Source organism: Mesorhizobium sp. BR1-1-6, from assembly GCF_020165355.1.
Taxonomy (GTDB): Bacteria; Pseudomonadota; Alphaproteobacteria; order Rhizobiales; family Rhizobiaceae; genus Mesorhizobium.
The window spans coordinates 236,011-259,132 of record NZ_JAIUHZ010000007.1; the positions used below are offsets into that span (position 1 = coordinate 236,011).

The 23,122-nt window shown below is 65.0% G+C and carries 19 protein-coding genes; 8 read left to right on the forward strand and 11 right to left on the reverse strand.

Going from position 1 to position 23,122, the window contains the following annotated elements; translation table 11 throughout:
* The first annotated feature begins 16 nt into the window (after nt 1-16).
* Both LB545_RS16635 and LB545_RS16640 read left to right on the forward strand, forming a co-directional pair.
* Nucleotides 17-436, forward strand: a complete 420-nt coding sequence (locus LB545_RS16635) for an OsmC family protein (RefSeq protein WP_140497139.1) — start codon at nt 17-19, stop codon at nt 434-436.
* Nucleotides 437-613: 177 nt separating this feature from the next.
* Nucleotides 614-1,114 (forward strand): MmcB family DNA repair protein, encoded by a 501-nt coding sequence (locus LB545_RS16640; RefSeq protein ID WP_140497303.1) that lies wholly within the window; start codon nt 614-616, stop codon nt 1,112-1,114.
* Nucleotides 1,115-1,356: 242 nt separating this feature from the next.
* Here LB545_RS16640 and nhaA read toward each other — a convergent pair whose 3' ends face one another.
* The 5 genes from nhaA to LB545_RS16665 all read right to left on the reverse strand — a co-directional run bounded on the left by nhaA (nt 1,357) and on the right by LB545_RS16665 (nt 8,414).
* Nucleotides 1,357-2,553: a Na+/H+ antiporter NhaA gene (gene nhaA, locus LB545_RS16645; protein WP_140674161.1), complete on the reverse strand. Its 1,197-nt coding sequence runs from the start codon at nt 2,551-2,553 to the stop codon at nt 1,357-1,359.
* A gap of 300 nt (nt 2,554-2,853) precedes the next feature.
* On the reverse strand, nt 2,854-3,417 hold the full coding sequence (locus LB545_RS16650) for an ActR/PrrA/RegA family redox response regulator transcription factor (RefSeq protein ID WP_140497143.1): 564 nt from the start codon (nt 3,415-3,417) through the stop codon (nt 2,854-2,856).
* A gap of 63 nt (nt 3,418-3,480) precedes the next feature.
* Nucleotides 3,481-4,812, reverse strand: a complete 1,332-nt coding sequence (locus LB545_RS16655) for an ActS/PrrB/RegB family redox-sensitive histidine kinase (protein ID WP_140559744.1) — start codon at nt 4,810-4,812, stop codon at nt 3,481-3,483.
* Nucleotides 4,813-4,884: 72 nt separating this feature from the next.
* Entirely contained in the window at nt 4,885-7,476 is a 2,592-nt protein-coding gene (gene hrpB, locus LB545_RS16660; protein ID WP_140559745.1) for an ATP-dependent helicase HrpB, read from the reverse strand.
* Nucleotides 7,477-7,523: 47 nt separating this feature from the next.
* On the reverse strand, nt 7,524-8,414 hold the full coding sequence (locus LB545_RS16665; RefSeq protein ID WP_140624886.1) for a DMT family transporter: 891 nt from the start codon (nt 8,412-8,414) through the stop codon (nt 7,524-7,526).
* Between the two features lie 27 nt (nt 8,415-8,441).
* Between LB545_RS16665 and LB545_RS16670 the strand changes: the two genes are divergently transcribed.
* The 5 genes from LB545_RS16670 to LB545_RS16690 all read left to right on the forward strand — a co-directional run bounded on the left by LB545_RS16670 (nt 8,442) and on the right by LB545_RS16690 (nt 13,667).
* Nucleotides 8,442-9,131 carry a PIG-L deacetylase family protein gene (locus LB545_RS16670; protein WP_224705484.1) on the forward strand — a complete coding sequence of 230 codons (690 nt, stop codon included), beginning with the start codon at nt 8,442-8,444 and terminating at the stop codon, nt 9,129-9,131.
* A gap of 243 nt (nt 9,132-9,374) precedes the next feature.
* Entirely contained in the window at nt 9,375-11,282 is a 1,908-nt protein-coding gene (locus LB545_RS16675; protein WP_224705485.1) for a propionyl-CoA synthetase, read from the forward strand.
* 137 nt (nt 11,283-11,419) lie between these two features.
* Nucleotides 11,420-12,499 carry an acyltransferase family protein gene (locus tag LB545_RS16680; RefSeq protein ID WP_140728830.1) on the forward strand — a complete coding sequence of 360 codons (1,080 nt, stop codon included), beginning with the start codon at nt 11,420-11,422 and terminating at the stop codon, nt 12,497-12,499.
* Between the two features lie 135 nt (nt 12,500-12,634).
* On the forward strand, nt 12,635-12,955 hold the full coding sequence (locus LB545_RS16685) for a putative quinol monooxygenase (protein ID WP_140897569.1): 321 nt from the start codon (nt 12,635-12,637) through the stop codon (nt 12,953-12,955).
* 229 nt (nt 12,956-13,184) lie between these two features.
* Entirely contained in the window at nt 13,185-13,667 is a 483-nt protein-coding gene (locus LB545_RS16690) for a hypothetical protein (protein ID WP_181176915.1), read from the forward strand.
* Nucleotides 13,668-13,759: 92 nt separating this feature from the next.
* Here the strand turns inward: LB545_RS16690 and LB545_RS16695 are convergent, their stop codons facing one another.
* The 6 genes from LB545_RS16695 to LB545_RS16720 all read right to left on the reverse strand — a co-directional run bounded on the left by LB545_RS16695 (nt 13,760) and on the right by LB545_RS16720 (nt 21,435).
* Nucleotides 13,760-16,141, reverse strand: a complete 2,382-nt coding sequence (locus tag LB545_RS16695) for a polysaccharide biosynthesis tyrosine autokinase (protein WP_140497157.1) — start codon at nt 16,139-16,141, stop codon at nt 13,760-13,762.
* 237 nt (nt 16,142-16,378) lie between these two features.
* The gene (locus tag LB545_RS16700) at nt 16,379-17,275 is read right to left on the reverse strand and encodes a UTP--glucose-1-phosphate uridylyltransferase (RefSeq protein WP_140512943.1); all 897 of its coding nucleotides are present in this window, start codon (nt 17,273-17,275) and stop codon (nt 16,379-16,381) included.
* Between the two features lie 74 nt (nt 17,276-17,349).
* Nucleotides 17,350-18,318: a glycosyltransferase family 2 protein gene (locus LB545_RS16705; RefSeq protein WP_140559748.1), complete on the reverse strand. Its 969-nt coding sequence runs from the start codon at nt 18,316-18,318 to the stop codon at nt 17,350-17,352.
* Complete coding sequence (locus LB545_RS16710) at nt 18,308-19,258, reverse strand: glycosyltransferase (protein WP_140559749.1); 951 nt, start codon at nt 19,256-19,258, stop codon at nt 18,308-18,310. Before LB545_RS16710 ends, LB545_RS16705 begins: the two co-directional genes overlap by 11 nt.
* Complete coding sequence (locus LB545_RS16715) at nt 19,258-20,247, reverse strand: glycosyltransferase family 2 protein (protein WP_140497165.1); 990 nt, start codon at nt 20,245-20,247, stop codon at nt 19,258-19,260. The genes LB545_RS16710 and LB545_RS16715 overlap by 1 nt, the downstream gene beginning before the upstream one ends.
* A 15-nt stretch (nt 20,248-20,262) precedes the next feature.
* Nucleotides 20,263-21,435 carry a glycosyltransferase family 4 protein gene (locus tag LB545_RS16720; RefSeq protein ID WP_140559750.1) on the reverse strand — a complete coding sequence of 391 codons (1,173 nt, stop codon included), beginning with the start codon at nt 21,433-21,435 and terminating at the stop codon, nt 20,263-20,265.
* A gap of 188 nt (nt 21,436-21,623) precedes the next feature.
* On the opposite strand from LB545_RS16720, the gene LB545_RS16725 reads away from it, so the two are divergent.
* Nucleotides 21,624-23,120, forward strand: a complete 1,497-nt coding sequence (locus LB545_RS16725) for a lipopolysaccharide biosynthesis protein (protein ID WP_140559751.1) — start codon at nt 21,624-21,626, stop codon at nt 23,118-23,120.
* Nucleotides 23,121-23,122: the final 2 nt, after the last annotated feature.

Sequence of the window (23,122 nt, forward strand, 5' to 3'; positions counted from 1 at the left end):
CGGAGGGAGGATGCCGATGGCCTCGATGACTGTCGAACTGCACAATGTCGAAGGCACCGAAGCCGCCATGGGCTGGGCCGGCGGCCACACGATCGTCGTCGACCGGCCCGAGGGCAAGGCCGGCGGCATGGGCCTGGGCTTCAATGGCGGCCAGCTGCTGGCGCTGGCGATTGGCGGCTGCTTCTGCAACGACCTTCGCTATGTCGCCGACGAGATCGGCGTGAAACTCGGCAGGATCGCCGTCTCGGTGAGGCTTGACCTCGACGGCAAGCCCCTGCTGGCGACCGCGGCAAGGATGACGGTTTCCTGCGAGACCTTGGACGGGTCCGATCCCCAAAGGATCATTGACCGTGCAAGCGTGGTTTCCACGGTCAGCAACTCGTTGCGCCAGGGCGTGCCGGTTACGATCGAAACGACGGGGCCTGGTCGCTCATAAACGCCAGGACTTCTCCCGCGCCGTAGGTCGTCCCGCCACGTTCACCCATCACGGAAAGTGAAGGTGGCCATACGGTTCTCCGTGCCTGCTCATGCTATCGAGCACCCATTGATTTGGGTGGCCACCAAATGAGCGGTACGGGTTCAAATCGTGAACAAAATCTGGCATGGTCCCGTCATGCCAATCATCTCACCGATTCCCCTGAACCCGCTCATCGATGGTCGCCAGTCCGAACGCGCCATGCTGGTGCGGCGCGGGGTGCAGCGCCTGCTCCGCGAAATGGGCGCGCATGTGCTGCCTGAACTGTCGCTGGCGACCGGCCGCCGCGCCGACCTCGTCGCGCTGACCCGCCACGGCGACATATGGATCATCGAGATCAAATCCTCGGTCGAGGATTTTCGTGTCGACCGCAAATGGCCCGACTACCGGCTGCACTCGGACCGCTTCTTCTTCGCCACCCATCCCGGCGTGCCGGCGGAGATTTTTCCCGAAGAATGCGGCTTCATCCTCTCCGACGGCTATGGCGCCGAGATTTTGCGCGAGGCGCCCGAGCACCGCATGGTGGCGGCGACGCGCAAGGCGCTGATGCTGCGGATCGCGCGGGCCGGCGCCGCGCGGCTGCTGGCGGCGGAGCTCGCCGGGGTGGCCGTGCCTGCGCTGGAGGGAGAGAGCGAATAGGCTGGCAGGCAGGAGATAGAACGCAACCGACGGCGCCGCCCCTCATTGTCCTGCCGGACATTTCTCCCCGTATAGAGACGGGGAGAAAGGTGCTGTCGTCGGCGATTCGCCAACTTATGGAAGAAAGCGCCAAGGGGTCGCGTCACCCCTTCTCCCCGTCTCTATACGGGGAGAAGATGCCGGCAGGCAGATGAGGGGCAGCGCGACCTCGAAAAGAGTGCATTGAAGTCGCTGATAGGCCCCTACTCCTCGCCCTCATCCACCTCAGTCGCCGCCGGCGCCATCAGCAGGACGGCCGCGCCGAGCAGCGCTGCGACCAGGGAGCCGGAGAGAATGCCGACCTTGACCGCGTCCTGCAGCGCGACGTCGCTGGCGAAGGCGAGCAGGCCGATGAACAGGCTCATGGTGAAGCCGATGCCGCACAGCAGCGAGATGCCGATCATGTGCAGCCAGCCGGCATGGGCCGGCAGGTCGGCGAGACCGAAGCGGATGGCGAGCGCGGAGGAACCGAACACGCCGACCAGCTTGCCGACGACGAGGCCGGCGGCGACGCCGAGCGTCAGCGGCTCGAACAGCGCGCCGACACTCAAGCCGGCGAGCGAAACGCCGGCATTGGCAAAGCCGAAGATGGGGATGACCACGAAAGGCACTATTGCGTGCAGGCCGTGCTCGAGCCGGTGCAGCGGCGAATGGTCGAGATCGTGTTCGATGCCGGCGGTGCGTTCGAGCGGAATGGTCAGCGCCAGCGCCACGCCGGCAAGCGTGGCATGCACGCCCGACTTCAGCACCAGCACCCACAGGATCGCACCGAGCACGAGGTAGGGCACGAGGCTCATCACCCGCATGCGGTTGAGCACGACAAGCGCGGCGATGACCGCGAAGGCGGCGCCCAGATAGGCAAGCGACAGGCCGCTCGTGTAGAAGATCGCGATGATGATCACCGCACCGAGATCGTCGATGATGGCAAGGGCGGTGAGGAAGATCTTCAGCGAGGCCGGCACCCTATTGCCGAGCAGCGACAGCACACCGAGCGCGAAGGCGATGTCGGTGGCGGTCGGGATCGCCCAGCCGGACAGCGCGGCCGTATTGTCACGGTTGATGGCGACATAGGCCAGCGCCGGCACCACCATGCCGCCGGCCGCCGCGATGCCGGGCAGCACCCTGCGCGGCCAGGTCGAGAGCTGGCCGTCCAGCATCTCGCGCTTGATCTCCAGGCCGACGAGCAGGAAGAATACCGCCATCAGCCCATCATTGACCCAGTGCGACACGCTGAGCGGGCCGAGATAGGCGTGGAGGACGGCAAAATAGGTTCCGGAAAGCGGTGAGTTGGCGACGATCAAGGCCAATGCCGCCGCCACCATCAGCATGATGCCGCCGGCCGCCTCGCTGTCGAGAAATTCGCGCAGGACGGAAACCGGCCGCTGTTTCAAGTCCCGCATTTCACCCTCCGTTATGCCGCCCTGTCCGGCAGGCTTTATTGTCGAGGCCGGCGCCGCCCCTCATTGCCCTGCCGGGCATTTCTCCCCGTATAGTGACGGGGAGAAAGAGGCTGGCCGCAGCGTCGGCGCCTTTTTGCAACGCTGGTGGTTAGCGAAATCGGCGATGACAGCGCCCCTCTCCCCGTCACTATACGGGGAGAGGATGCCGGCAGGCAGGTGAGGGGCGGCGCCGAGTTCGACAATTGGATGCTTCCCCGTAAGCAGAAACCGGTCCGAAGGAATTGCTCAGCGCGCACACTCCTAGCGCGGCGCGCGCTTGGCCAGGATGCGCTGCAGGGTGCGGCGATGCATGTTGAGGCGGCGCGCGGTCTCGGAGACGTTGCGCTCGCACATTTCGTAGACACGCTGGATGTGCTCCCAGCGCACGCGGTCGGCCGACATCGGATTTTCCGGGGGCGCGGCGCGCTCGCCGGCCGTGCGGGTTAGCGCGGCAAAGACGTCGTCGGCGTCGGCCGGCTTCGACAGATAGTCGACGGCGCCGAGCTTCACCGCCGTCACCGCGGTGGCGATGTTGCCGTAGCCGGTCAGGATGATCGCGCGGGAATCCTCGCGCTTCTCACGGATGGCGGCCACGACGTCGAGGCCGTTGCCGTCGCCAAGCCGCATATCGACCACCGCGTAGGCGGGCGGATTGGCGCGTGCCTTGCCGACCGCCTCCTCGACGCTCTCGGCCGTTTCGACCACGAACCCCCTGGTTTCCATGGCGCGGGCCAGACGGGTCAGGAACGGTTTGTCGTCGTCGACGATCAGAAGCGAGGTGTCCTCGCCCTCAACCATTGCGCCACTGTTTTCATCGCCTGTCATCGTCTTGAAATTCCTGCTGCCTTAATTTTACGCAGATATAGTTTTGCGGGGCGATTGTCCAATTCACGCGGTGTCAAACATCGTCGCGGGCGCCGATTCCGGGTTCAGGAAAACATTTCTAGGCCATGAAATCCGCACCATGGCGCCCTCGCCCAGTCCGCTCGAATTGCGAAAGTCGAGCGTGGCGCCCGATCGCTCGAGCAATGTCTTGGCGATGAACAGGCCCAGCCCCAGCCCGCCGCCGGCCTCCGTGCCCTGGCGTGTCGACATATAGGGCTCGCCGATGCGGTCGATGATCTCGGGCGGAAAGCCGGGACCGTCATCGATGATCGAGAAGGAGACGGTGGCCTCGTCCCAGCTCCAGCGCACGGTGACGCTCTCGCGGGCGAAATCGACGGCGTTCTCCACCAAATTGCCAAGGCCGTAGATGACGCCGGGATTGCGGCGCCCGACCGGCTCGGGGCCGCTGCGCTCGCCGGGCCTGAGCTTGATCGAAATGCCGAAGTCGCGGTGCGGCGCGGTGACCTCCTCGACCAGCGAGGTCAGCGGCAGGCGGGACAAATGCGCCTCTCCCTCGGACGACAGGCTGGTCAGGCGCTTGAGGATCTCGCGGCACCGCTCGCTCTGGGAGCGCAGCAGCGTCACATCCTCCCCGTATTTCGCGTCCTTGCCGAGCGCCTTTTCCATCTCCTTGGCGACAAGCGTGATGGTGGCGAGCGGTGTGCCCAGCTCATGCGCGGCGGCGGCGGCCAGCCCGTCGAGTGCCGACAGATGCTGCTCGCGCTGGAGCACCAGTTCGGTGGCGGCGAGCGCATTGGCCAGGAGGCGGGCTTCCGCGGCCACGCGGAAGGCGTAAATGGCGGTGAAGGCGATCGAAGACAGCACCGCCATCCACATGCCGGCAACATAGATGAAGGGCATCGCCAGCGGCGCGCCTTCATGCCAGGGCAATGGCAAGTGGAAAAAGACCAGCAAGGTCGCCGTCGTCATCACCAGCCCCCCAAGCACCGCGGTCAGGCGCAAGGGCAGCGACGTCGCCGAAATGACCACGGGCACCGTCATCAGCAGCGAGAACGGATTGGTAAGGCCGCCGGTCATGTAGAGCAGGCCGGCAAGCTGGAGGCTATCAAAGATCAGGATGCCGAAGGCGGCGAACGGCGTGAGCCGGTGCGCGGCCGGGAACCGAAAGGCAAGGAGCAGGTTCATCCAGGCCGAACAGGCGATCAGGGCAAAGCACAGGCTGACCGGCAGTGGGAATTTCAGGCCGTAGGCGACGAAAAGCACCGTCACGCTCTGGCCGACAATGGCAAGCCAGCGCAGCCGGATCAGCGTGTTGAGGCGCAGTCGCTGGCTCTGCTGGAAGTCGGGAGAACGCAATACGTTGATCATGGCCATGAAATACAGCCGCGAAGCGGCCAGCGCTAGGTGGATGACGAAGCGATGGCGTTTGCGCCAATCGCCAAGCAACTACGTCCCGCGCGGCTTGGCGCGGCTGGTGGCGGCGGCGAGCAGCGGATTTTCCGGCCATACGTGTTTGGGGTAGCGGCCGCGCATGTCGGCGCGCACATCGGCCCAGGAGCCGCGCCAGAAACCGGGCAGGTCGCGCGTCGTCTGGATCGGCCGGTGCGCGGGCGACAGCAGTTCGAGCGTCAGCGGCACGGTGCCGCCTGCGATTGCAGGGTGCCGGTCGAGGCCGAACAGTTCCTGGACACGAACCGCCAAAACGGGCCATTCGCCGTCATAGCGGATCGGCACGCGACTGCCGGACGGCACGTCGAAATGGGTCGGCGCAAGCGCGTCGATCCGGCGCTGCAAATCGTGCGGCACAAGCGCCGTCAGCCCGGCCGGGACGACACCCGGATCGATGGCCGAGAAGGATGCGGCACCCGACAGGAACGGCAGCAGCCAGTCGTCGAGGCGATCGATAAGTGCCGTGTCGGACATATCGGGCCACGGCGCCCCAAGGCCGCGATGCAGCCAGGACAGGCGCTGGCGCAGCGTCTCGGCCTCCTTGCTCCAGCTCAGCAGCGAAAGTCCATGTTCGCGCAAGGCGTCAAGCATGGCGCGGTCGGCCTCATTGCCGGTTGGCGGAGGCAGCATGCGCTCGGCCAGCGTGATAGCGCCGAGGCGTACGGTTTCGCGCACGCGCACGGCGCGGCGCTCGCGATCGAAGCTCGTTTGCCTGCGGGTTTCGATCCTTTCCGCCAGTGCTGAACGAATATCGTCCTCGCTGATCGCCGCCGCCGCCGTGATGCGCGCATTCTGCGCCTTGCCCTGCAGGTCGGCGACAACCAGAAACGCCTCGCCGGCAAGCGGATCGGCAGCATCGAGCATGGCACCGGAGCCGTTGGCCAGCACGAAACGCCCGCGCTCGCCGCGCGCCTTGGCGACGCGGTCGGGCCAGGCATGGATGAGGAGAGGACCAGCGCTGCCACCCTCCCCCTTGTGGGGAGGGTCGGCGCGTAGCGCCGGGGTGGGGGTGCGGCGCCAAAGCCCCCCGCCCCGCTCCGCTTCGCGGATCGACGTTCCGGGGCGAGCCACGGGTCTCGCCCGTCCTTCGGACCCCCATAAGGGGGAGGGTGAAGAGGCCTGCCTCGCCAGGCGTTCGGCGAGTTGCCGCGCGGCGGTGGCGCGCGGCGATCTTTCCTGGCGAAAGCGCATCAGCCGGCGTTCGAGATCGGCGCCGTCACCGCCCAACCCGCGCTCGGTCAGCAGCACCGCGAGCATGGCCGCCTCGCCGGCATGGCCGCCGCGGGCCGCCTCGGCGACCATATGCGCCAGCCGCACCGGCAGAGCGAGCTTGCGCATCGCGGCGCCCGCTTCCGTCAGCCGCCCCGCCTCGTCGATGGCATCAAGCGCGCGCAGCAGCGCCCTTGCCTCGTTGAGCGCCGGGGCCGGCGGCGGATCGAGGAAGGCGAGGCTCGTCGGATCGGCGACGCCGAAGGCGGCGCAGTCAAGCAGCAGGCCGGAAAGGTCGGCCTCGAGGATTTCCGGCGGGGTGAAGGCTGGAAGCGACGCCGTCTGTTCGGCGCGCCACAGTCGGATGGCGACGCCGGCCTGCGTGCGTCCGGCACGGCCGGCGCGCTGGTCGGCGGAGGCCTTGCTGGCGCGCACCGTCTCCAGCCGCGTCAGGCCGCTGGCCGGCTCGTAGCGCGGCAGCCGCGACAGGCCGGAATCGATGACGACCCGCACGCCGTCGATGGTGATGGAGGTCTCGGCGATCGACGTAGCCAGCACCACCTTGCGGCGGCCCGCCGGCGCCGGCCTGATCGCCGCGTCCTGCGCCTTGCCATCGAGCATGCCGTAGAGCGGCACGATATCGGTGTCGGCGCCGACCTTGCCGGCAAGCCGCTCGGCGGTGCGCTCGATCTCGCGCTGGCCGGGCAGGAAGGCAAGCACGCTGCCGCTCTCGTCGGCAAGAGCGGAGCGGATCGCCTTGGCCATGGCATCTTCGATTGCGATGCCGGCCGGCCGTTCGTCGTAGCGGATGTCGACGGGAAAGGCACGGCCTTCGCTTTCGATCACCGGCGCGCCCGACAACAGCTTCGCGACACGGGCGCCGTCCAGCGTCGCCGACATCACCAAGACGCGCAGGTCCGGCCGCAGCGCGCCTTGCACGTCGAGCGCCAAAGCGAGGCCGAAATCGCCGTCGAGCGAGCGCTCGTGGAATTCGTCGAAGATCACGGCCGAGATTCCGGGCAGTTCGGGATCGTCAAGGATCATCCGCGCCAGCACACCTTCTGTGACGACCAGTATTTTTGTCCGGGCCGAAGTGCGGTTCTCCATGCGCATGGCATAGCCGACGGTGGCGCCGGGCTCCTCATCAAGCAATTCGGCCATGCGGCGGGCGGCGGCGCGGGCGGCGAGCCGGCGCGGCTCCAGCAGCACGATCTTGCCCGTGCCCAGCCATGGCGCATCGAGCAGCGCCAGCGGCACCAGCGTCGTCTTGCCGGCGCCGGGCGGCGCCACAAGCACGGCGCCGTTGCCGGAGCCGAGTGCATGGCCCAGCGCCGGCAGCACGGCGGATACCGGAAGCTCCGGCAAGACTTTTGTCGTCATCGCGCCCGCATATCAGCGCTCGTGGTCGCCATGCAACCGGCGCCAGATCAAAGCCGGGTGCGCGAAAATGGGTTCCAGCGCACCGTGCCCAACCGTACTTCCTCGCGCACCATGGTGAGCAGGCCGGACCCACCGACGACCGCGAGGCCGACCAGCGACAGCCAGTCGGGATATTCCCGGAAGAACAGCGCACCGAGGATGACCGCCCAGACCATCTGCGAGTAATGCGTCGGCGCGATCCGGTTGGCGGGCGCGTATTTGACGGCCAGCAGCTGCAGCAATTGTCCGCATGCGGTGAAGGCGCCGGCCATTATCAGCCATGCAAGCTGCCTTGCGTCGGGAAGCGTGAACGAGGTAGCGGCGATGCCGATGCCGTTGAACAACAGGCCGTAGCCGATCAGCACGCCGAGCATGGTCGTGCGCTTTTCCTGCTTTGCCAGCGAGCGCATCAGGATGACGCTGGCGGCTGCCAGAAAGGCCACGCCAAAGGCGGCGAGGTGTCCAAGATTGAGTTCGCGAAAACCCGGTCTCACCACCAGCATGACGCCAGCAAAACCGGCGACCACCGCCAGCCAGCGCCAGGGCCCGACCTTTTCCTTGAGGACGACCGTGGAGAGGATGGTGACGCAGAGCGGCGCCAGGAAGACGAGCGCGTAGACTTCGGCCAGCGGAATGGTGGTGAAGGCATAGACGCTGAGCACGCCCGAGGCGATACCCGCCCAGGCGCGCGCCTGCACCGCCCAGGGTCGTTTGGTGCGCCAGAAATCACGCCAACGCTCGTCCGCCGGCCGGGTGAAGAAGAGCAAACAGCCGGCGAACAATATCGAGAAGAAACCGATCTCGAACACCGTGAACTGCCCGCCCAGGCTTTTGACAACGGCATCGCTGCCCGAATAGCTTGCATAGGCGATCAGGGCGAGCAGGATTCCGTTCGTCACGTTTTTCCATTTCCGGGGAGAGAAGCGTTGAAAATACTGGCGCTCGGCGCGCATCCTGACGACATCGAGATATTCATGTTCGGTACGATGGCGGCCTATGCGGCGCAAGGCGCAGAACTGACTTTTGCCATAGCCACGGATGGTGCCAGGGGCGGCAAGAGCGATCCCACGGTTCTCGCCCGTGTCCGTCGCGAGGAGGCAACGGCCGCGGCCGCGCTGCTCGGGGCGGCGCCGCGCTTCCTCGACTTTCACGACGGCGGACTGGTGGCGGATGCCGCGCTGATCGGCGCGCTGAAGACGCTGATTGGCGAAATCGGACCGGATCTGGTGATTACCCATGCGCCAAACGACTATCACGCCGACCACCGCGCGCTGTCGGACGCCGTGCGCATCGCGGCCTCGTTCGCCGTACCGGTGCTGCATGCCGACACGATGGGCGGCACCGGATTCTCCCCGACCCACTATGTCGAGATATCAGCCCAGGCCGAGATCAAGGCCAAGGCGATCCGCCTGCACCAGTCGCAGGATCCGGAGCACTTCGTCGACATCGCCCGGACGCAGAATTTTTTTCGCGCCGGCCAGTGCAACGGCGCGCCGGGATCGCAGGCCGAAGCCTTCCGCTTCGAGCCGATGTTTCCCTTCGCCGACATTCGCGACCTGCTGCCGCCGGCGCCGCCGATCCGGCCGGTGATGGTGAGCACAAAAAGGATCGACTGACCCGGAAGACGGCTGCTCGATCGCGGTGACCATGCCCGACGACGAGACCACCGGCCGACGCGCCGGTGCACACGGCCACATGGGAACGCCCGGGCCGGACCGTTGCTTTTCTTCCCGGAGGGCCACGATGTCGCACCTTTGCGACCAGGACCGGACCGGATCAGACGAATTGAGGGAAGACATCGCCGGAAAAAACAGCATAGGCTATTGCCAAGACGGCAAATCTTCCTGGGGAGGAAACGGATGGCTTCACGCTATCACGAGGTCTATGACGGCTGGAAACGCGACCCGGAAAAGTTCTGGGCGGACGCGGCGAACGCCATCGATTGGTACACGCCTTACGACAAGGTGTTCGATGCGGAAGCCGGCGTTTATGGCCGCTGGTTTACCGGCGCCACCTGCAACACCTGCTACAATGCCCTCGACCGGCATGTCGCCGGCGGGCGTGCCGACCAGATCGCGCTGATCCATGACAGCGCCATCACCGGCACCGTGAAGACATTCACCTATGCCGAGCTCAAACGCGAAGTGGTGGCGCTGACCTCGGTGCTGAAGAACCGCGGCGTCGGCAAGGGCGACCGCGTCATCATCTACATGCCGATGGTGGCGGAAGCGGCCATCGCCATGCTTGCCTGCGCCCGCATCGGCGCCGTGCATTCGGTCGTCTTCGGCGGTTTTGCCTCGCATGAGCTCGCCACCCGCATCGACGACGCCAGGCCGAAGGTGATCATTTCGGCCTCCTGCGGCCTGGAGCCCGGCCGCGTCGTCGCCTACAAGCCGCTGCTCGACAAGGCGATCGAGATATCCCGCCACAAGCCGGACGCCTGCCTGATCCTGCAGCGCGACCAATTGCGCTGCGAGCTCAGGGACAATTACGACATCGACTATGCGGACGCGGTCGCGCGCGAGCGGGCGGCCGGCGCCAATGTCGACTGCGTTCCGGTGCTTGCCACCGACCCGCTCTACATCATCTACACGTCAGGCACGACCGGCCAGCCCAAGGGCATCGTTCGCGATAATGGCGGCCACATGGTGGCGCTCGAATGGACGATGGAAAACGAGTTCGGCGTCAAGCCCGGCGAAGTGTTCTGGGCGGCGTCCGACGTCGGCTGGGTGGTCGGCCATTCCTACATCGTCTACGGGCCGCTGCTGCATGGCTGCACCAGCATCCTGTTCGAAGGCAAGCCGGTCGGCACGCCCGATGCCGGCACCTACTGGCGGGTGATCGCGCAGCATGGCGTGGTCGCCCTGTTCACCGCGCCGACGGCGTTCCGCGCCATCAAGGGGCAGGATCCCAGGGGCGAATTCGTCGCCAGATACGACCTGTCGAAATTCCGAACGCTGTTCCTCGCCGGCGAGCGCGCCGATCCCGAAACCATCAAATGGGCGGAGCAGAAACTGAACGTGCCGGTCATCGACCATTGGTGGCAGACCGAGACCGGCTCGCCAATGACCATCAACCCCGCAGGCCTTGGCCTGCTGCCGGTAAAATACGGCTCACCCGGCGTGCCGATGCCCGGCTACGACATCCGCGTGCTCGACGATGCCGGCCACGAGGTGCCGCGCGGCACGCTCGGCAATGTCGTGGTCAAGCTGCCGCTGCCGGCGGGCTGCCTGCCGACGCTGTGGAACGCCGACGCCCGTTTCCGCCAAGCCTATCTCGACGAGTTCCCCGGCTTCTACAAGACGGCCGATGCCGGCATGATCGACGAGGACGGCTACCTCTACGTGATGGCCCGCACCGACGACATCATCAATGTCGCCGGCCACCGGCTGTCGACCGGCGCCATGGAAGAGGTGCTGGCAACGCATCCCGACGTCGCGGAATGCGCCGTCGTCGGCATCGCCGATTCGATGAAGGGCCAGGTTCCGCTCGGCTTCGTCGTGCTCAACGCTGGTGTCTCGCGCGAGATCGGCCTCATCGAGAGCGAAGTGGTGGGGCTGGTGCGCGAGCGCATCGGCCCGGTCGCCGCCTTCAGGACGGTGGTGACGATCAAGCGGCTGCCGAAAACGCGGTCGGGAAAGATCCTGCGCGGGACCATGCAGAAGATCGCCGACAAGGAAGACTGGACCATGCCGGCGACGATCGACGACCCGGTCATCCTCGACGAGATCACGGCCGTGCTGAAGGAGCGCGGCATCGGGGTCTAGATGATCGGGCGCAGCAGACCCGATCCTTCCGTTTGTTGAGCGGTCGGCGCCAACTGTCACATCTGGCCAATCTTTTGTTGTGCAATGCAACAACAGACTCTAGGGTTTGGCTTGGGGGGCCATTCCAAAGGCACGGCATGGCTCAGCACAAGGCGACATTCGGCGGCGTCGACATATTGCGTTTCCTGGCCGCCGTCATGGTGATGTTCTATCACTATGGCTTCTGGGTATGGGCATTCCCTGACGGGGTTTCGGCGCGCGCGACCGGCGGCATCCCGCCCCATCCCGAAATGGCCTTGGTCGGCTCCGGCTGGGTCGGCGTGCAGATATTCTTCGTCATCAGCGGTTTCGTCATCGCCTTCAGCGCCGAGAATTCGACGCCGCTGCGGTTTTTCGAGGCAAGGGTGAAAAGGCTGGCGCCGGCGGTCTGGATCTGCGCGCCGGTGACCGCGGCGGTGCTGCTGCTCACCGGTCTGAGCTGGCCAACCGATGCCGTGATCAGGCTCGTTCGCACCGGCCTTTTCGCGCCCTACGGCCCTTGGGTGGACAGCGTCTACTGGACGCTCGGCATCGAGATCGCCTTCTACGCTGTCGTCTGGATCCTGTTGCGGCTTGGCCGCTTCCACCTGATGGAGACGGTGGCAGTCGTGATCGGCCTCGTCAGCACGCTGTTCTGGTGCCTCTATTATCCGCTCGGCTGGTCCGACCTCGCCGAGACACGCTGGCTGCAGCTCGTCCTGGTGCACCATGGCTCTTTTTTCGCCGTCGGCGTGCTCATCTGGCTGATGCGGTTCAAGGCGGTGACGGCCTCGCGCCTGGCCTTCTGCCTGCTGTTCCTGGGCGGGGGCGTGCTGCAAATCGCCAGTTCGGTCGATGTCCACAGCGCCAAGGTCGGCGCCGCGATGCCCTATGCGCCGCCGATCCTTGTCTTCCTGGTCGCCATCGCCCTGATGGCATGGTCGCTGCGGCTCGACCTCAGCTGGAGCGGCTGGCGCCGGATCGGCCTGATGACCTACCCGCTCTATCTGATCCACGACGTCATCGGCGCGGCGATGCTCGGCGCGATGGTCCGCGCGGGATTTCCCTATCTCCTGTCGATGGCAATGGTCGGCGCGACCATGATCGCGGCAAGCTGGCTGGTGGCGACCGAAGCCGAACCGCGCATCCGGCTGCTGCTCGACCACACGGTGTTCCGCTACCGGCTCAGGGCCGCGTAGTCGCGATCTTGTTGACCAATGAGGATTGACCAACGGGCACCTCGGTGCCTTCCTCGCAGGAGCGCACTGTCCAGCCGCAGGGTTCCGAGGCCTGGATAGTGAGTCGCCGCCCTGTACAAAGTTAGGGACCAATCGATGCGGATCGTCAGGATAGCCGAACTGGAAATCGATCCTGACCAGATCGACAGCTACAAGGCCCTGATTGCCGAAGAGATCGAGGCCTCCGTGCGAATCGAGCCGGGCGTGCTCTTCCTTCATGCCGTGTCGGTAAAAGGTGCGCCTGAAAAGGTGCGCGTGATCGAATGCTACGCCGATCAGACGGCGTACGAAGCCCATCTGACCACACCGCATTTTCTCAAGTACAAGACGCAAACGGCGAACATGGTGCGGTCGCTTCGGCTTATCGAAACCGACCCGATCGCGCTGTCTGCGAAACCCGGTCAGAACTCAAACTGACCAGGGCTTGGACCGACACCGCCGTCCATCCAGAGCGGACGATCGACCTGCCGTCGAAATCGCTGGCAAGCGAAATAGACTGATCTGCTCTGGGGCCGACCTGCTTCCAATCCATGTCGCCAACCTCAAAGCGCGTCGATTCTGCGCAATATAATATTGCTCCGGATGTCATTTCATAGACATCGCCAATCAGCCAAAGAAACCGGGCGTCACGGGCTAGCATGGGTCTTTGGATCGGGCGCGGCTGCTTGAATCCGCCAAGCAGTACGGAAGCTACCTCGTTATAAATTCGACCCTTGAAGATGCCCGTACTTGTTTCGCCGGCTTGTTCGCTTTACGAACGGCAATGACCCTCATCTCTCGCATTGCCGCCCTTGCTTTGCTCGCCATCATTGTGTTCGCGACGCTGTCGCCAATCCAGATGCGGCCCCACCTGGGTGACCCAGATTTCGAACGCGCCCTCGCCTACGTTCTGTTCGGCGTGGCAATGGGGCTCGGCTTTCCAAACCGCTTGGCTGGAACTGTCACTATAGTTGTCGTCGTAGCCACTGTGCTGGAGCTGATGCAGCTCCTCGAACCCGGTCGGCATGCGCGCCTTTCGGACGGCTCACTGAAGGCTTTGGCAGGCATCCTCGGAATAGTTGTCGTCCATCTCAGTCTTTTGGTGGCGAGCCGCTATTGGCCGCGTAAGCTGACATTGCCTGCCGAATGATGCCCGGGTTTAGACTCCCACTGTAGCCCGCCGCAGCCACATAGGCGATGACCTGCCTCGTCACTCAGGCACGGAAATCGCCACGGTTGAACTCAGACCGTTGTCTTGCTGCGCACTTCGGTCTTGTCGAGATAATAGCTCGAGTACTGGCCGAAGAATTTTTCGGACGCTCCGAACGAGCCGTATTTGGCGAGCTTCTTGAGATCGACCTTGTTCAGCACCGCGCCGACGATCTTGTTGGCGACATAGGGTTCGGATTCGAGCATCGACCTCACCATCGCGCGCGGCGTGCGGCCCCATTCGGTGACCAGCACGAAGCCGTCGACAAGCGGCGCGAAGGCCTTGGCGTCGACCACCGGCCCCAGCGGCGGCAGATCGACGACGATGTATTCGAAGGTCTCCTTGGCGTTGTCGATGAAGCGCCGCATGCCGGCCGAGGAGAGAAGCTCGCTGGTATGCGAGAAATTGCCGCGCAGCACGGCCGGAATGATCGCCAGCTTCGTCTGCCGGTCGATCTTGCCGACCGACTGCCAGGTCTGGCCGCTCACCACCGCTTCCATCAGTCCCTGCTCGGCCTCCATGCCGAGGCTGCGGCTCAAGCCCGGATTGCGCAGGTCGCCGTCGATCAGCAGCGTCCTGGCGCCGTTGGCGGCGAGCAGTCCGGCCAGATTGGCCGCGACCGTCGACTTGCCTTCGCCGGGAAGGACCGAGATGACGCCGATGACGCGGCTGCCCTGCCCTTCCATGACGACGTCGAAGGCGATCTTTGCGCTGCGCAGCGTCTCGGAGAACATCGACGCCGGAGCATCGACGCTGACGCGCATGCGCGCGCGCTTTTCGGCCGCGGCCGGCGATTTGGCGGTTTTGAGATCCGGGTCGGCCGGCTTTTCCTCCCTGGCGGTCTTGCCGCCGATGACAGGCAGATAACCGAGGAATTTGAGGCCGACGCGGTCGCGGACATCCTCGCCGGTCCTGAAGAAACGCTCGTTGAATTCGTTCAGGCCGCCGAGCCCGGCACCCATCAACGTGCCCAGCACAAGCGAGAGCGCCAGCACAACCACCGTGCGCGGGCTGGAGGCGCTGAGCGGCGTCGATGCATCCGAGATGATGCGGATCTTGCCGACCGGGAAGGATTGCTGCTGGGCGGCTTCCTCGTAGCGGCCGAGGAATGTCTGGTAGAGCGTGGAGAGCGCCGTCGCCTTCTGGTCGAGTTCACGCAGCTTGACCTGCGACTGGTTGTCGATGGCGCTCTTGCCTTGCGCCGCGGCGACATTGGCCCTGAGCGCGGTCTCGCGCGCCAGCGCCACTTCATATTCGTTGCGATAGCTTTCGGTCAGCTGCTTCAGCTCGCCGAATATCTGCGCCGATATGTCGGCCTTCTCCTTGGCGAGCGCCACCGCCTGCGGATGCTGCGGCCCAAAATTGGCCTCGACATCCTGCTGCCGCTTGGCGACGGCGAGATAGCGCGTCTTGAGCGCCGCGATGACCGAGCTGCTCGGCTGGTCGCTCGATATGGCGGCATCCTTGAAGGCGTTCTCCGAACCGCTTTCGACGATTGACTTGTACTGCTGGTAGCGGGCGCTGGCCCGGGCCGTATCGGCCTGCGCCACGATAAGCTGGGCGTTGAGGTCGGCAAGCTGCTTGGCGCTCATCAGCTGGCCGTCGCTGTTGGCGGACAGGCCGTGCTCGGCCCTGAATTTCTCGACCGCGAGCGATGCCGCCTGCGAGCTTTCGCGCAGTTCCGTCAGCCGGCCCTGCAGCCAGACCGCGGCGCGCTCGGTGGCATCGAAGGAGGCGTCGAGCTGGTCGGCGAGATAGGCATCGGCATAGGCCTTGGTGATCGCGGTCGCCAGTGCCGGGTCCGTCGCCTGGTAGCCGAGCGCGATGACATAGCTTCGCCCGACGCGCTCCGCCTGCACCTCGTTCTGCAATTTGAGGATCGCGTAGTCGCGACGTGAGGTCGCGATCAGCGCATCGCGGGTGGCGGGGTCGAGCTTGGTGACGTCGCCGACGCCCGGCATGGGAGGACTAGGGCGAACATACTGGATCAGGCCGCGGATCAGGCCAATGCCCTGGGCGAGCGCCGACTGGGGCGGGTTCATGAATGCGTCGTTGCGGTCGAGCTTCAGCTTGTCGACGACCACGGCGGCAAGCCTCGTCGAGGTCAGGATTTCGATCTGGCTCAGGATGGCCGAATCGGTCTGCATGGTCGTCGACGCCGCCGAAATGTCGTCGACGATCTTGTTCAGCCCCTCATCGATCAGCACGCTCGAGACCGATTGGTATTTGGGCGGCGTGGTCTGCAGATAGAGCAGGCCCAGGACAAGACCAATGACCGCGCCCAGGACAACCACCTTGGCCTGCCGCGCTGCCATGCCAAGCAGCCGCTCGACATCGATGAAGTCTTCGCCGTCTCCTGCTTCCGAATTCGGCAATGGCATCCTCTTGTCGAGAGGAAAGTTGGCATAGTTCATCTTCGGTCCAATTCCAGAGCCCGTCCATCCCAATCATCGGGATGGGCTCTATCTCACTGTTTGAACATGATCTTTTCCGAAAACCGCCTTGCGCTTTCCGGGATCATGCCTTGGCTCCCAGGCACTTCGAAGATCGGGAGCATTGCCAAAAAGCAACGCAAGTTCCATGCCGGACGCCACAGGGCGTTGCGCGCATCGCACCGTCAGCCGTCCGACAATGCTCCCGAAACATGGGCATTATGCGGCTTCTTCCTGTCGTTCATGCGACCGGACGAACTCCTGGAGCATCTCGAAAACCGGACCCTTCATGTCGTCGCGCGCCAAGGCGAAGGCGATGTTGGCCTGGATAAAGCCCTCCTTCGAGCCGCAGTCGAACATGCGGCCCTTGAAAGGCTGGGCAAAGAAGGACTGCTCCTGCGCCAGGCGGACCATGGCGTCGGTCAACTGGATCTCATTGCCCGCGCCGCGCTGCTGGTTGCCGAGCAGGGCGAAGATCTCGGGCTGCAGGATATAGCGGCCGTTGATGTAGAAGTTCGACGGCGCATTGGCCGGCGCCGGCTTTTCGACCATCGCCGTCACCTCGAAACCGCCGCCAATGTCGGCGCCGCGGCCGACAATGCCGTATTTGTTGGTCTCGGTCGGGTCACAGCGCTCGACCGCAATGACGTTGCCGCCGGTCTCGGCATAGAGGTCGGCGACCTCGGCCAGGCAGCCGCGGCCGCCGAACGAGACCATGTCAGGCAAAAGCAGGGCGAAGGGCTCGTTGCCGATGACCTCGCGCGCGCACCAGACGGCGTGGCCAAGGCCTTGCGGGGATTGCTGGCGGATGAAGCTGGTGGCGCCGGCCACCGGCAGCAGGCTTTCCAGCGACTGCAATTGCGCCTTCTTGCCGCTCTGCTCCAGTGTTCCGATCAATTCCGGATGCAGGTCGAAATAATCCTCGATAACCGCCTTGTTGCGGCCGGTCACGAACACGATGTGCTCGATGCCGGCCTCGAAGGCCTCATCGACGGCGTATTGCACGACGGGCCGGTCGACGACGGGAAGCATTTCCTTCGGCATCGACTTGGTCGCCGGCAGGAACCGCGTTCCAAGCCCCGCCACCGGTATCACGGCCTTCCTGATTTTCTTCATCGCAAATTCCTTCTGAGGAGATCGACTTCAGTCCATTCGCAGGCCAGGAAAAATCCCTCCATGTGCCTGCATCTTCACCTCCCCGCCCCCACGGCAAATTGTGCCGCTACTCGTCGCAACCGCACGGCGATCGGCATGCCCATATGCCTGACCGCCGCCGGGTCGCTGAGCGCCGTCCGGATCGCCTTGAGCGGGGACCGCGCCTTGATGTGCTGGACCATCGACAGGAACGAAGCCGCCTTGCGCAGGCTGCGGCTGCGCCGGGCGAAGGCCGCTTGCGTGGCCGCGTCCATCTGATGGCTTTGAGCGAAAATCGCATCGGCCTTGCGCATCGCCTCGACGTGATGAGGCTCGAGCACGCGCGAAATGGAGCCGCTGCGGATGTGATAGACATAGCCGATGTCAGGCTCGACCACGCACCTGCCGCCCTTGGCCAGGGCGTTGGCCAGGAAAATGTAATCCTCGCCGATGATCAGGTCCTCGTCGTAGCGAAGTCCGTTTTCTTCCAGGAAGCGGCGCTCGAAGATCGGCTTGAGATAGCCGAGATTGAACTTCGATTCGAAGACGACGTTGCCGGCGATATAGCTGGCCAGCGAGATCTCGCCCAATTCCTCCAGATAGCGCGTCGGGAACATCGCATCCTCGATCACGCCGTCCTCGCGGACGACCTGGAGGTTGTCGACGGCGATTTGCGCGCCCGCCCTTTCAGCCCGCGCGATCATGGCGGCGATGCGGCCGGGATAGACCGCGTCGTCGGAATCGAGGACCGCGACCCAGCGACCTCGGGCAGCCTCGAGGCCGGCATTCCTGGCGCCGCCGGGGCCCCTGTTCTGCGCGAGCGCCACGACGCGCACGATGTCCTGCGGATAGGCCCTTGCCACGTCGAGCGTGGCGTCGCGCGACTTGTCGTCGACGACGATGACCTCGACGCTGACACCCTTTTGCGCGATGGCGCTGGCGATCGCCCGGTCGAGGGTCGCTTCGGCGTTGTAGGCTGCAATGACGAAGGAAACGTCCGGGACGAAGCTGACGTCAGGCTGCACGCTTGCCTCCTTCCTGTGGCGAGGGCTGGCCGTAGAGACGAATCTCGCGGATGCCGACAAGGCCGCTGACGACGCCGACATGCATAATGCCGCGCAGCACGCTGCGGTTCCGCCGCACGGGGCTGCCAAGGAAGGGAAACGCCGCGGCGAAGCAATAGGCTGCCTTTGCCGAGGCAATGCCGACCTGTTTGACCAGGCCAATGCCGCTCGCATTGCGCCCCAGGAGATGGCCATGCGTCTGCCCGACGCGGAAGCGGCGGCGGCCAAGCCAGTCGAACGCGGCCCTGGTCCGCGGCACGGCCTCGTCCACCCAAGCCTCCGGAGAAAAGGCGATCGTGCCTCCGGTCTTGTGCATCTGGTCGAAGAATTCGGTGTCCTCGCCGCCGGTCTGGCCACGCGCCAAGCTGAAGCGGCGCCCGCGCAGGCTGTCCGACCCCATGTCGAGCAGCACGTTGCAGGTGTAGCCGGTGCGGATCTCGCCGCGCACCCAGACCGGCAAGGTCGAATGGAAGTCGCCACGCCGCATCCAGTCCGGCGCATCGGCCCCATAGCGCGCCTTGACCGGGCCCAGCACAGCGGCGGCGCGACTTGCCTGGGCTGTTGCGACGAGCTCGGCAAGCCAGCGCGGCGAAGCCGTCTCGTCGTCATCGATGAAGGCGACGAAATCCGACGTGCTGGCGTCAAGACAGGCATTGCGGGCGATCGAGATGTTGCGCGCCGGGCAGTGGTGATAGCTGATCGGCAGCGTCAGTTCCCGCGCCAGGGCCGTCACCAGATCCCTGGCGCTCGGCGTGTCGTCATTGTCGGCGACGATGACCCGGACATCGAAACCGGCCGGCCTGTCCATGGCATCGAGCGAGCGCAGCGTGTGGGCCAATTCCGGCCGGCGGAACGTGCACACGCCGATGTCGATGCGGCGGTTCTTGCCTGTAACCGCCATCACGCGACCCCGCGCTGTTTGCCAAGGCCGAGAAGCTGCAGCCAGAAACCGACGGACCAGCCGAAATGCATGACCATCGCCGAGACGCCGGCAAGCGCGATGTCGGCATTGCGCTGGCTTACCGCCGTCCACAGGCCATAGCCGAGGCATACGGATGCCCAGATCAAAAGCGGCACCGCCGCCAGCCAGTGCACGAAGGAAAAGGCCGCGAGCACCACCACCGGGAACACCAGCAGCGGCACCATCTGCCGGACCTTCGGGATGACGCGGTGCTTCAGGACATTCTTGGCGCGTCCGCGGCCGTAGCCGAGATACTGGAAATAGAGGCCGCTGAGCGACGCGCGCGGATAGTAGACCATCTGCGTCCTGCCGCTCATCCAGATCCTGTAGCCGGCCTGTCTCAGCCGGTAGTCGAGCTCGGCGTCCTCATTATGGCTGAACGTCTCGTCATAGCCGCCGACGGCCCGGAAGGCAGAAATCCGCATCAGCGCGTGATGGCCGTGATCGACCCATTCTCCGGCGGACAGATGCCTGTGCTTGGAACCGCCGGTGCCGAGCTTTGAATTCTGTGCCGCCGCGGCCGCCTTCTGCACGGTGCCGCTGCCGCTGGTCAGCATCGAGACCACGACAGAATCGGCGCCCGTGGCCAGCGCTTCCTCGACCAGCCGGTCGCAATAGTCGGCGGGATAGCCGCCATGGGCATCGATGCGGATCAGATATTCGGCACCATCGCCGAATCTGGCGACGGCAAGATTGATCGCCGCGCTCTGGATGCGCTTTTCATTGTGGAGCAGGATGATGCGGGGATCTTCCTTCGCACGCTCGCCGACAATGGCCGGGGTACCATCGGTGCTGCCGCCATCGGCAACGACGATCCTGGCGCCGAGCCTCGCGGCCGCGGGGCTGAGCTGGTCGAGCAGCACACCGATATGGGCTGCCTCGTTGAGGCAGGGAATCACGATCAGGCTGGAGGGGAGCGCTTGCATCATCGGGCGATCTCCATCCTAGGCCAAAGCCTCGGCCGCGAAGGGTTGGCGCATGGCGGCCAGGCTGCGAAGCTTGTCGACCAGCGCCTGGCAATCGCTGCGATCATAGCTCCATATCCTGGGGTTGCGCGACAGAACGCGCTCCTTCAACGTGCTGAAGCGGCGCTCCTCCATCTTGCCGATGGCGGCTTCGAGCGCGTCGGGTGAGGCTTCGGGCAACAGAATGCCGATGCCTTGCCGGCCGAGGAACCGCCCAGTTTCCGTGTTGGCCATCGAGATCGGCACCGCGCCGAAACGACAGCCTTCATAGAGTCGGTTGGGCAGCAGCCATTCGGAATTCTGGCCCGCCTCGAAGAAATCGATCGCCCAGGAGAAATGCACGTCCCGGTAGATCGCCGCCATGTCCTCCGGGTTGCGGTAGGGTCCGCGAAACGAAAGCCAGGGCTCGGCCTCGACGAAGGCGTGGAAATCCGGGAATTCGGTCAACGCCGGGCGGCCGCGCAGCACGATCTCGAACCGGCCATCGGCGCGGCGCGAGAAATCGGCCAGGAGTTCGAGCGAGCGGCGGCAGCGCAATGCCCCGAACCAGCCGATGCGCCAGGGTGGCGCGACAGGCGCCTCGGCCATCTCATGCTCGGCCGGCAGGATCGCCGCTGCCTCGAAATATTTGTTTTCGACCAGTTCGACCGGCGCCGTCACCTGGCCGAACGGTTCGAAATAATTGGCGGTGAACGCGGGCGAACTGGTCACCAGCAGCCTTACGTCCCTGGCAAGGTAACGTTCCGTGGCCCGCAGCGCCTTGCCGACCGCATCGCTGCGAAGCATCAGGCGATGGATGTCGAGGCATTCATAGACGATCGGCACCGCGGCGCCGAATGCCGTGTTGGCGCGGCGGGCGAGCGCCAGCATTTCCAGGTTGCGCGCGATGATGAGATCGGGCCTCGGCATGCCGCGGAGCCTGGTGCCGATCGAAACCGCCACCTTGGCGACTGCCGTCAGGCGCTGGGCGAATCGCCCGTCACGCGTCGCGCCGAGATCCAGCGGCCGCAAACCCTCGACGTCGGCAATGCGATTTGCCGTGCGGCGGAAGCCTGCGAGCGTGACCTGGGCGCCACCTGCCCTGAGCATTGTAATCCGCCGGCGCACTGCCGGGTCGGAAACGTCATGCACAAGGTACAAGACATTCAGCATGAAAACTCGACCGCTGTTGGCCCACCCACGGCGAACCTAGTACAGGTCTTGCTGCATCGCAACATTTTTGGTGCAGCGTAGCAAAATCCACGTTTTTTGTTGCACTGCAAAATAAATGCCGTAATTTGGCCGCGGCGGCGGTTGCAGGGTTCCTGTCGGAACCTGCACAAGAATCAGGAATCCTGAATTTGGAAGCCAATCCATTCGATCCGCCAGAAGGCTCGCTGCGCAAATCGGTCGGGCGTGGCGCGGTCGTGACGGCCTTGTCGCAGTCCGTGCGGGTCGCCACGCAGATCATTTCCGTCATCGTGCTGTCGCGTCTCCTGTTGCCGCAGGATTTCGGCGTCGTGGCGATGTGCGCGCCGGTGCTGGCCTTCATCGCGCTGTTCCAGGATTTCGGCCTCACCCAGGCGACCATCCAGAAATCGGGCATACGGCACGACGAGGTGAACTACCTGTTCTGGATCAATGTCGCCGTCAGCGCCATCCTGGCCTGCGTGCTTGCCGGCGCGGCACCGCTGGTCGCCGCCTTCTACGGCGAACCGCGTGTGGCTGGCCTGGTGGCGGCGCTGGGCCTGCAGATCATGGCCTACGGCCTCGGTGCGCAGCATCTGGCGCTCCTGACCCGCCGCATGCAGTTCGGCCGCCTGGCCATCATCGATGTCGCAGGCGCCGTGGCTGGTCTTGCCGTGTCGATCGCCTGGACCTTCATCGACCGCTCCTACTGGGCACTTTTCGCCGGCACCTTGACCGGAGCCGTGCTGCCGACGCTGTGCTACTGGGCCAGTTCGCGCTGGCGGCCCAGCCTGCCGCGCAAGGTCGCCGGGATCAGCGAGCTGATCAATTTCGGCGCCGGCATAACCGGCTTCAACTTCGCCAATTTCTTCGCCCGCAATCTCGACAACGTGCTGATCGGAAAATACTGGGGCGAGGCGCAGCTCGGCCTCTATGACCGTGCCTACAAGCTGCTCCTGTTCCCGCTGAGCCAGATCACGAACCCGCTGTCGAAGGTGATGGTGCCGGCTCTTTCCAGGCTGAAGGACGAGCCCGACCGCTACCGCAGCGCCTATCTTCGCGTCATGCCGCTGATCCTGCTGGTGGCGCTTCCCGGCGTCGCTTTCGCCACCGCCATGTCCGACATACTCATCCCCTTCGTGCTCGGTGAGCAATGGCGCGCAAGCGCCTCGATTTTCCTGGCGCTGGGCTTCGCCGGGCTGCTGCAGCCGCTCAACAATCCGGCCGGATGGCTGTTCGTCAGCCAGGGCCGCTCCGGCGACTTCATGCGCTGGGGCATCATCACGGCGGTGACGTCGGTGCTCGCTTTCCTGCTGGGCCTGCCTTATGGCGCGCTCGGCGTGGCGATCGCCTATGCCGTCAGCGAATATCTGCGCACGCCTTTCCTGTGGCTCTATGTCGGCAGGAGCGGGCCGCTGCGGGCAAGCCACGTGCTTCGCGCGGCGACGCCGTTCGTGCTCGGCGCGCATGTGGCGCTGGCGGTGGTCTGGTTGGTCAAGCCGCTGCTGCCGCAGCAGCATGTCATTGCCTTGGCCAGCGGCGCGATCCTTGCCTATCTCATCACCATCGTCATCGCGCTGGCCTTCGCAGCCGGCCGTGAAGCCTTGCGCGAGGCCTTGAAAATGCTGCCGGCAAGGCCGCCGGCGGCAGCACCGCGCGAGGCGCAATAATT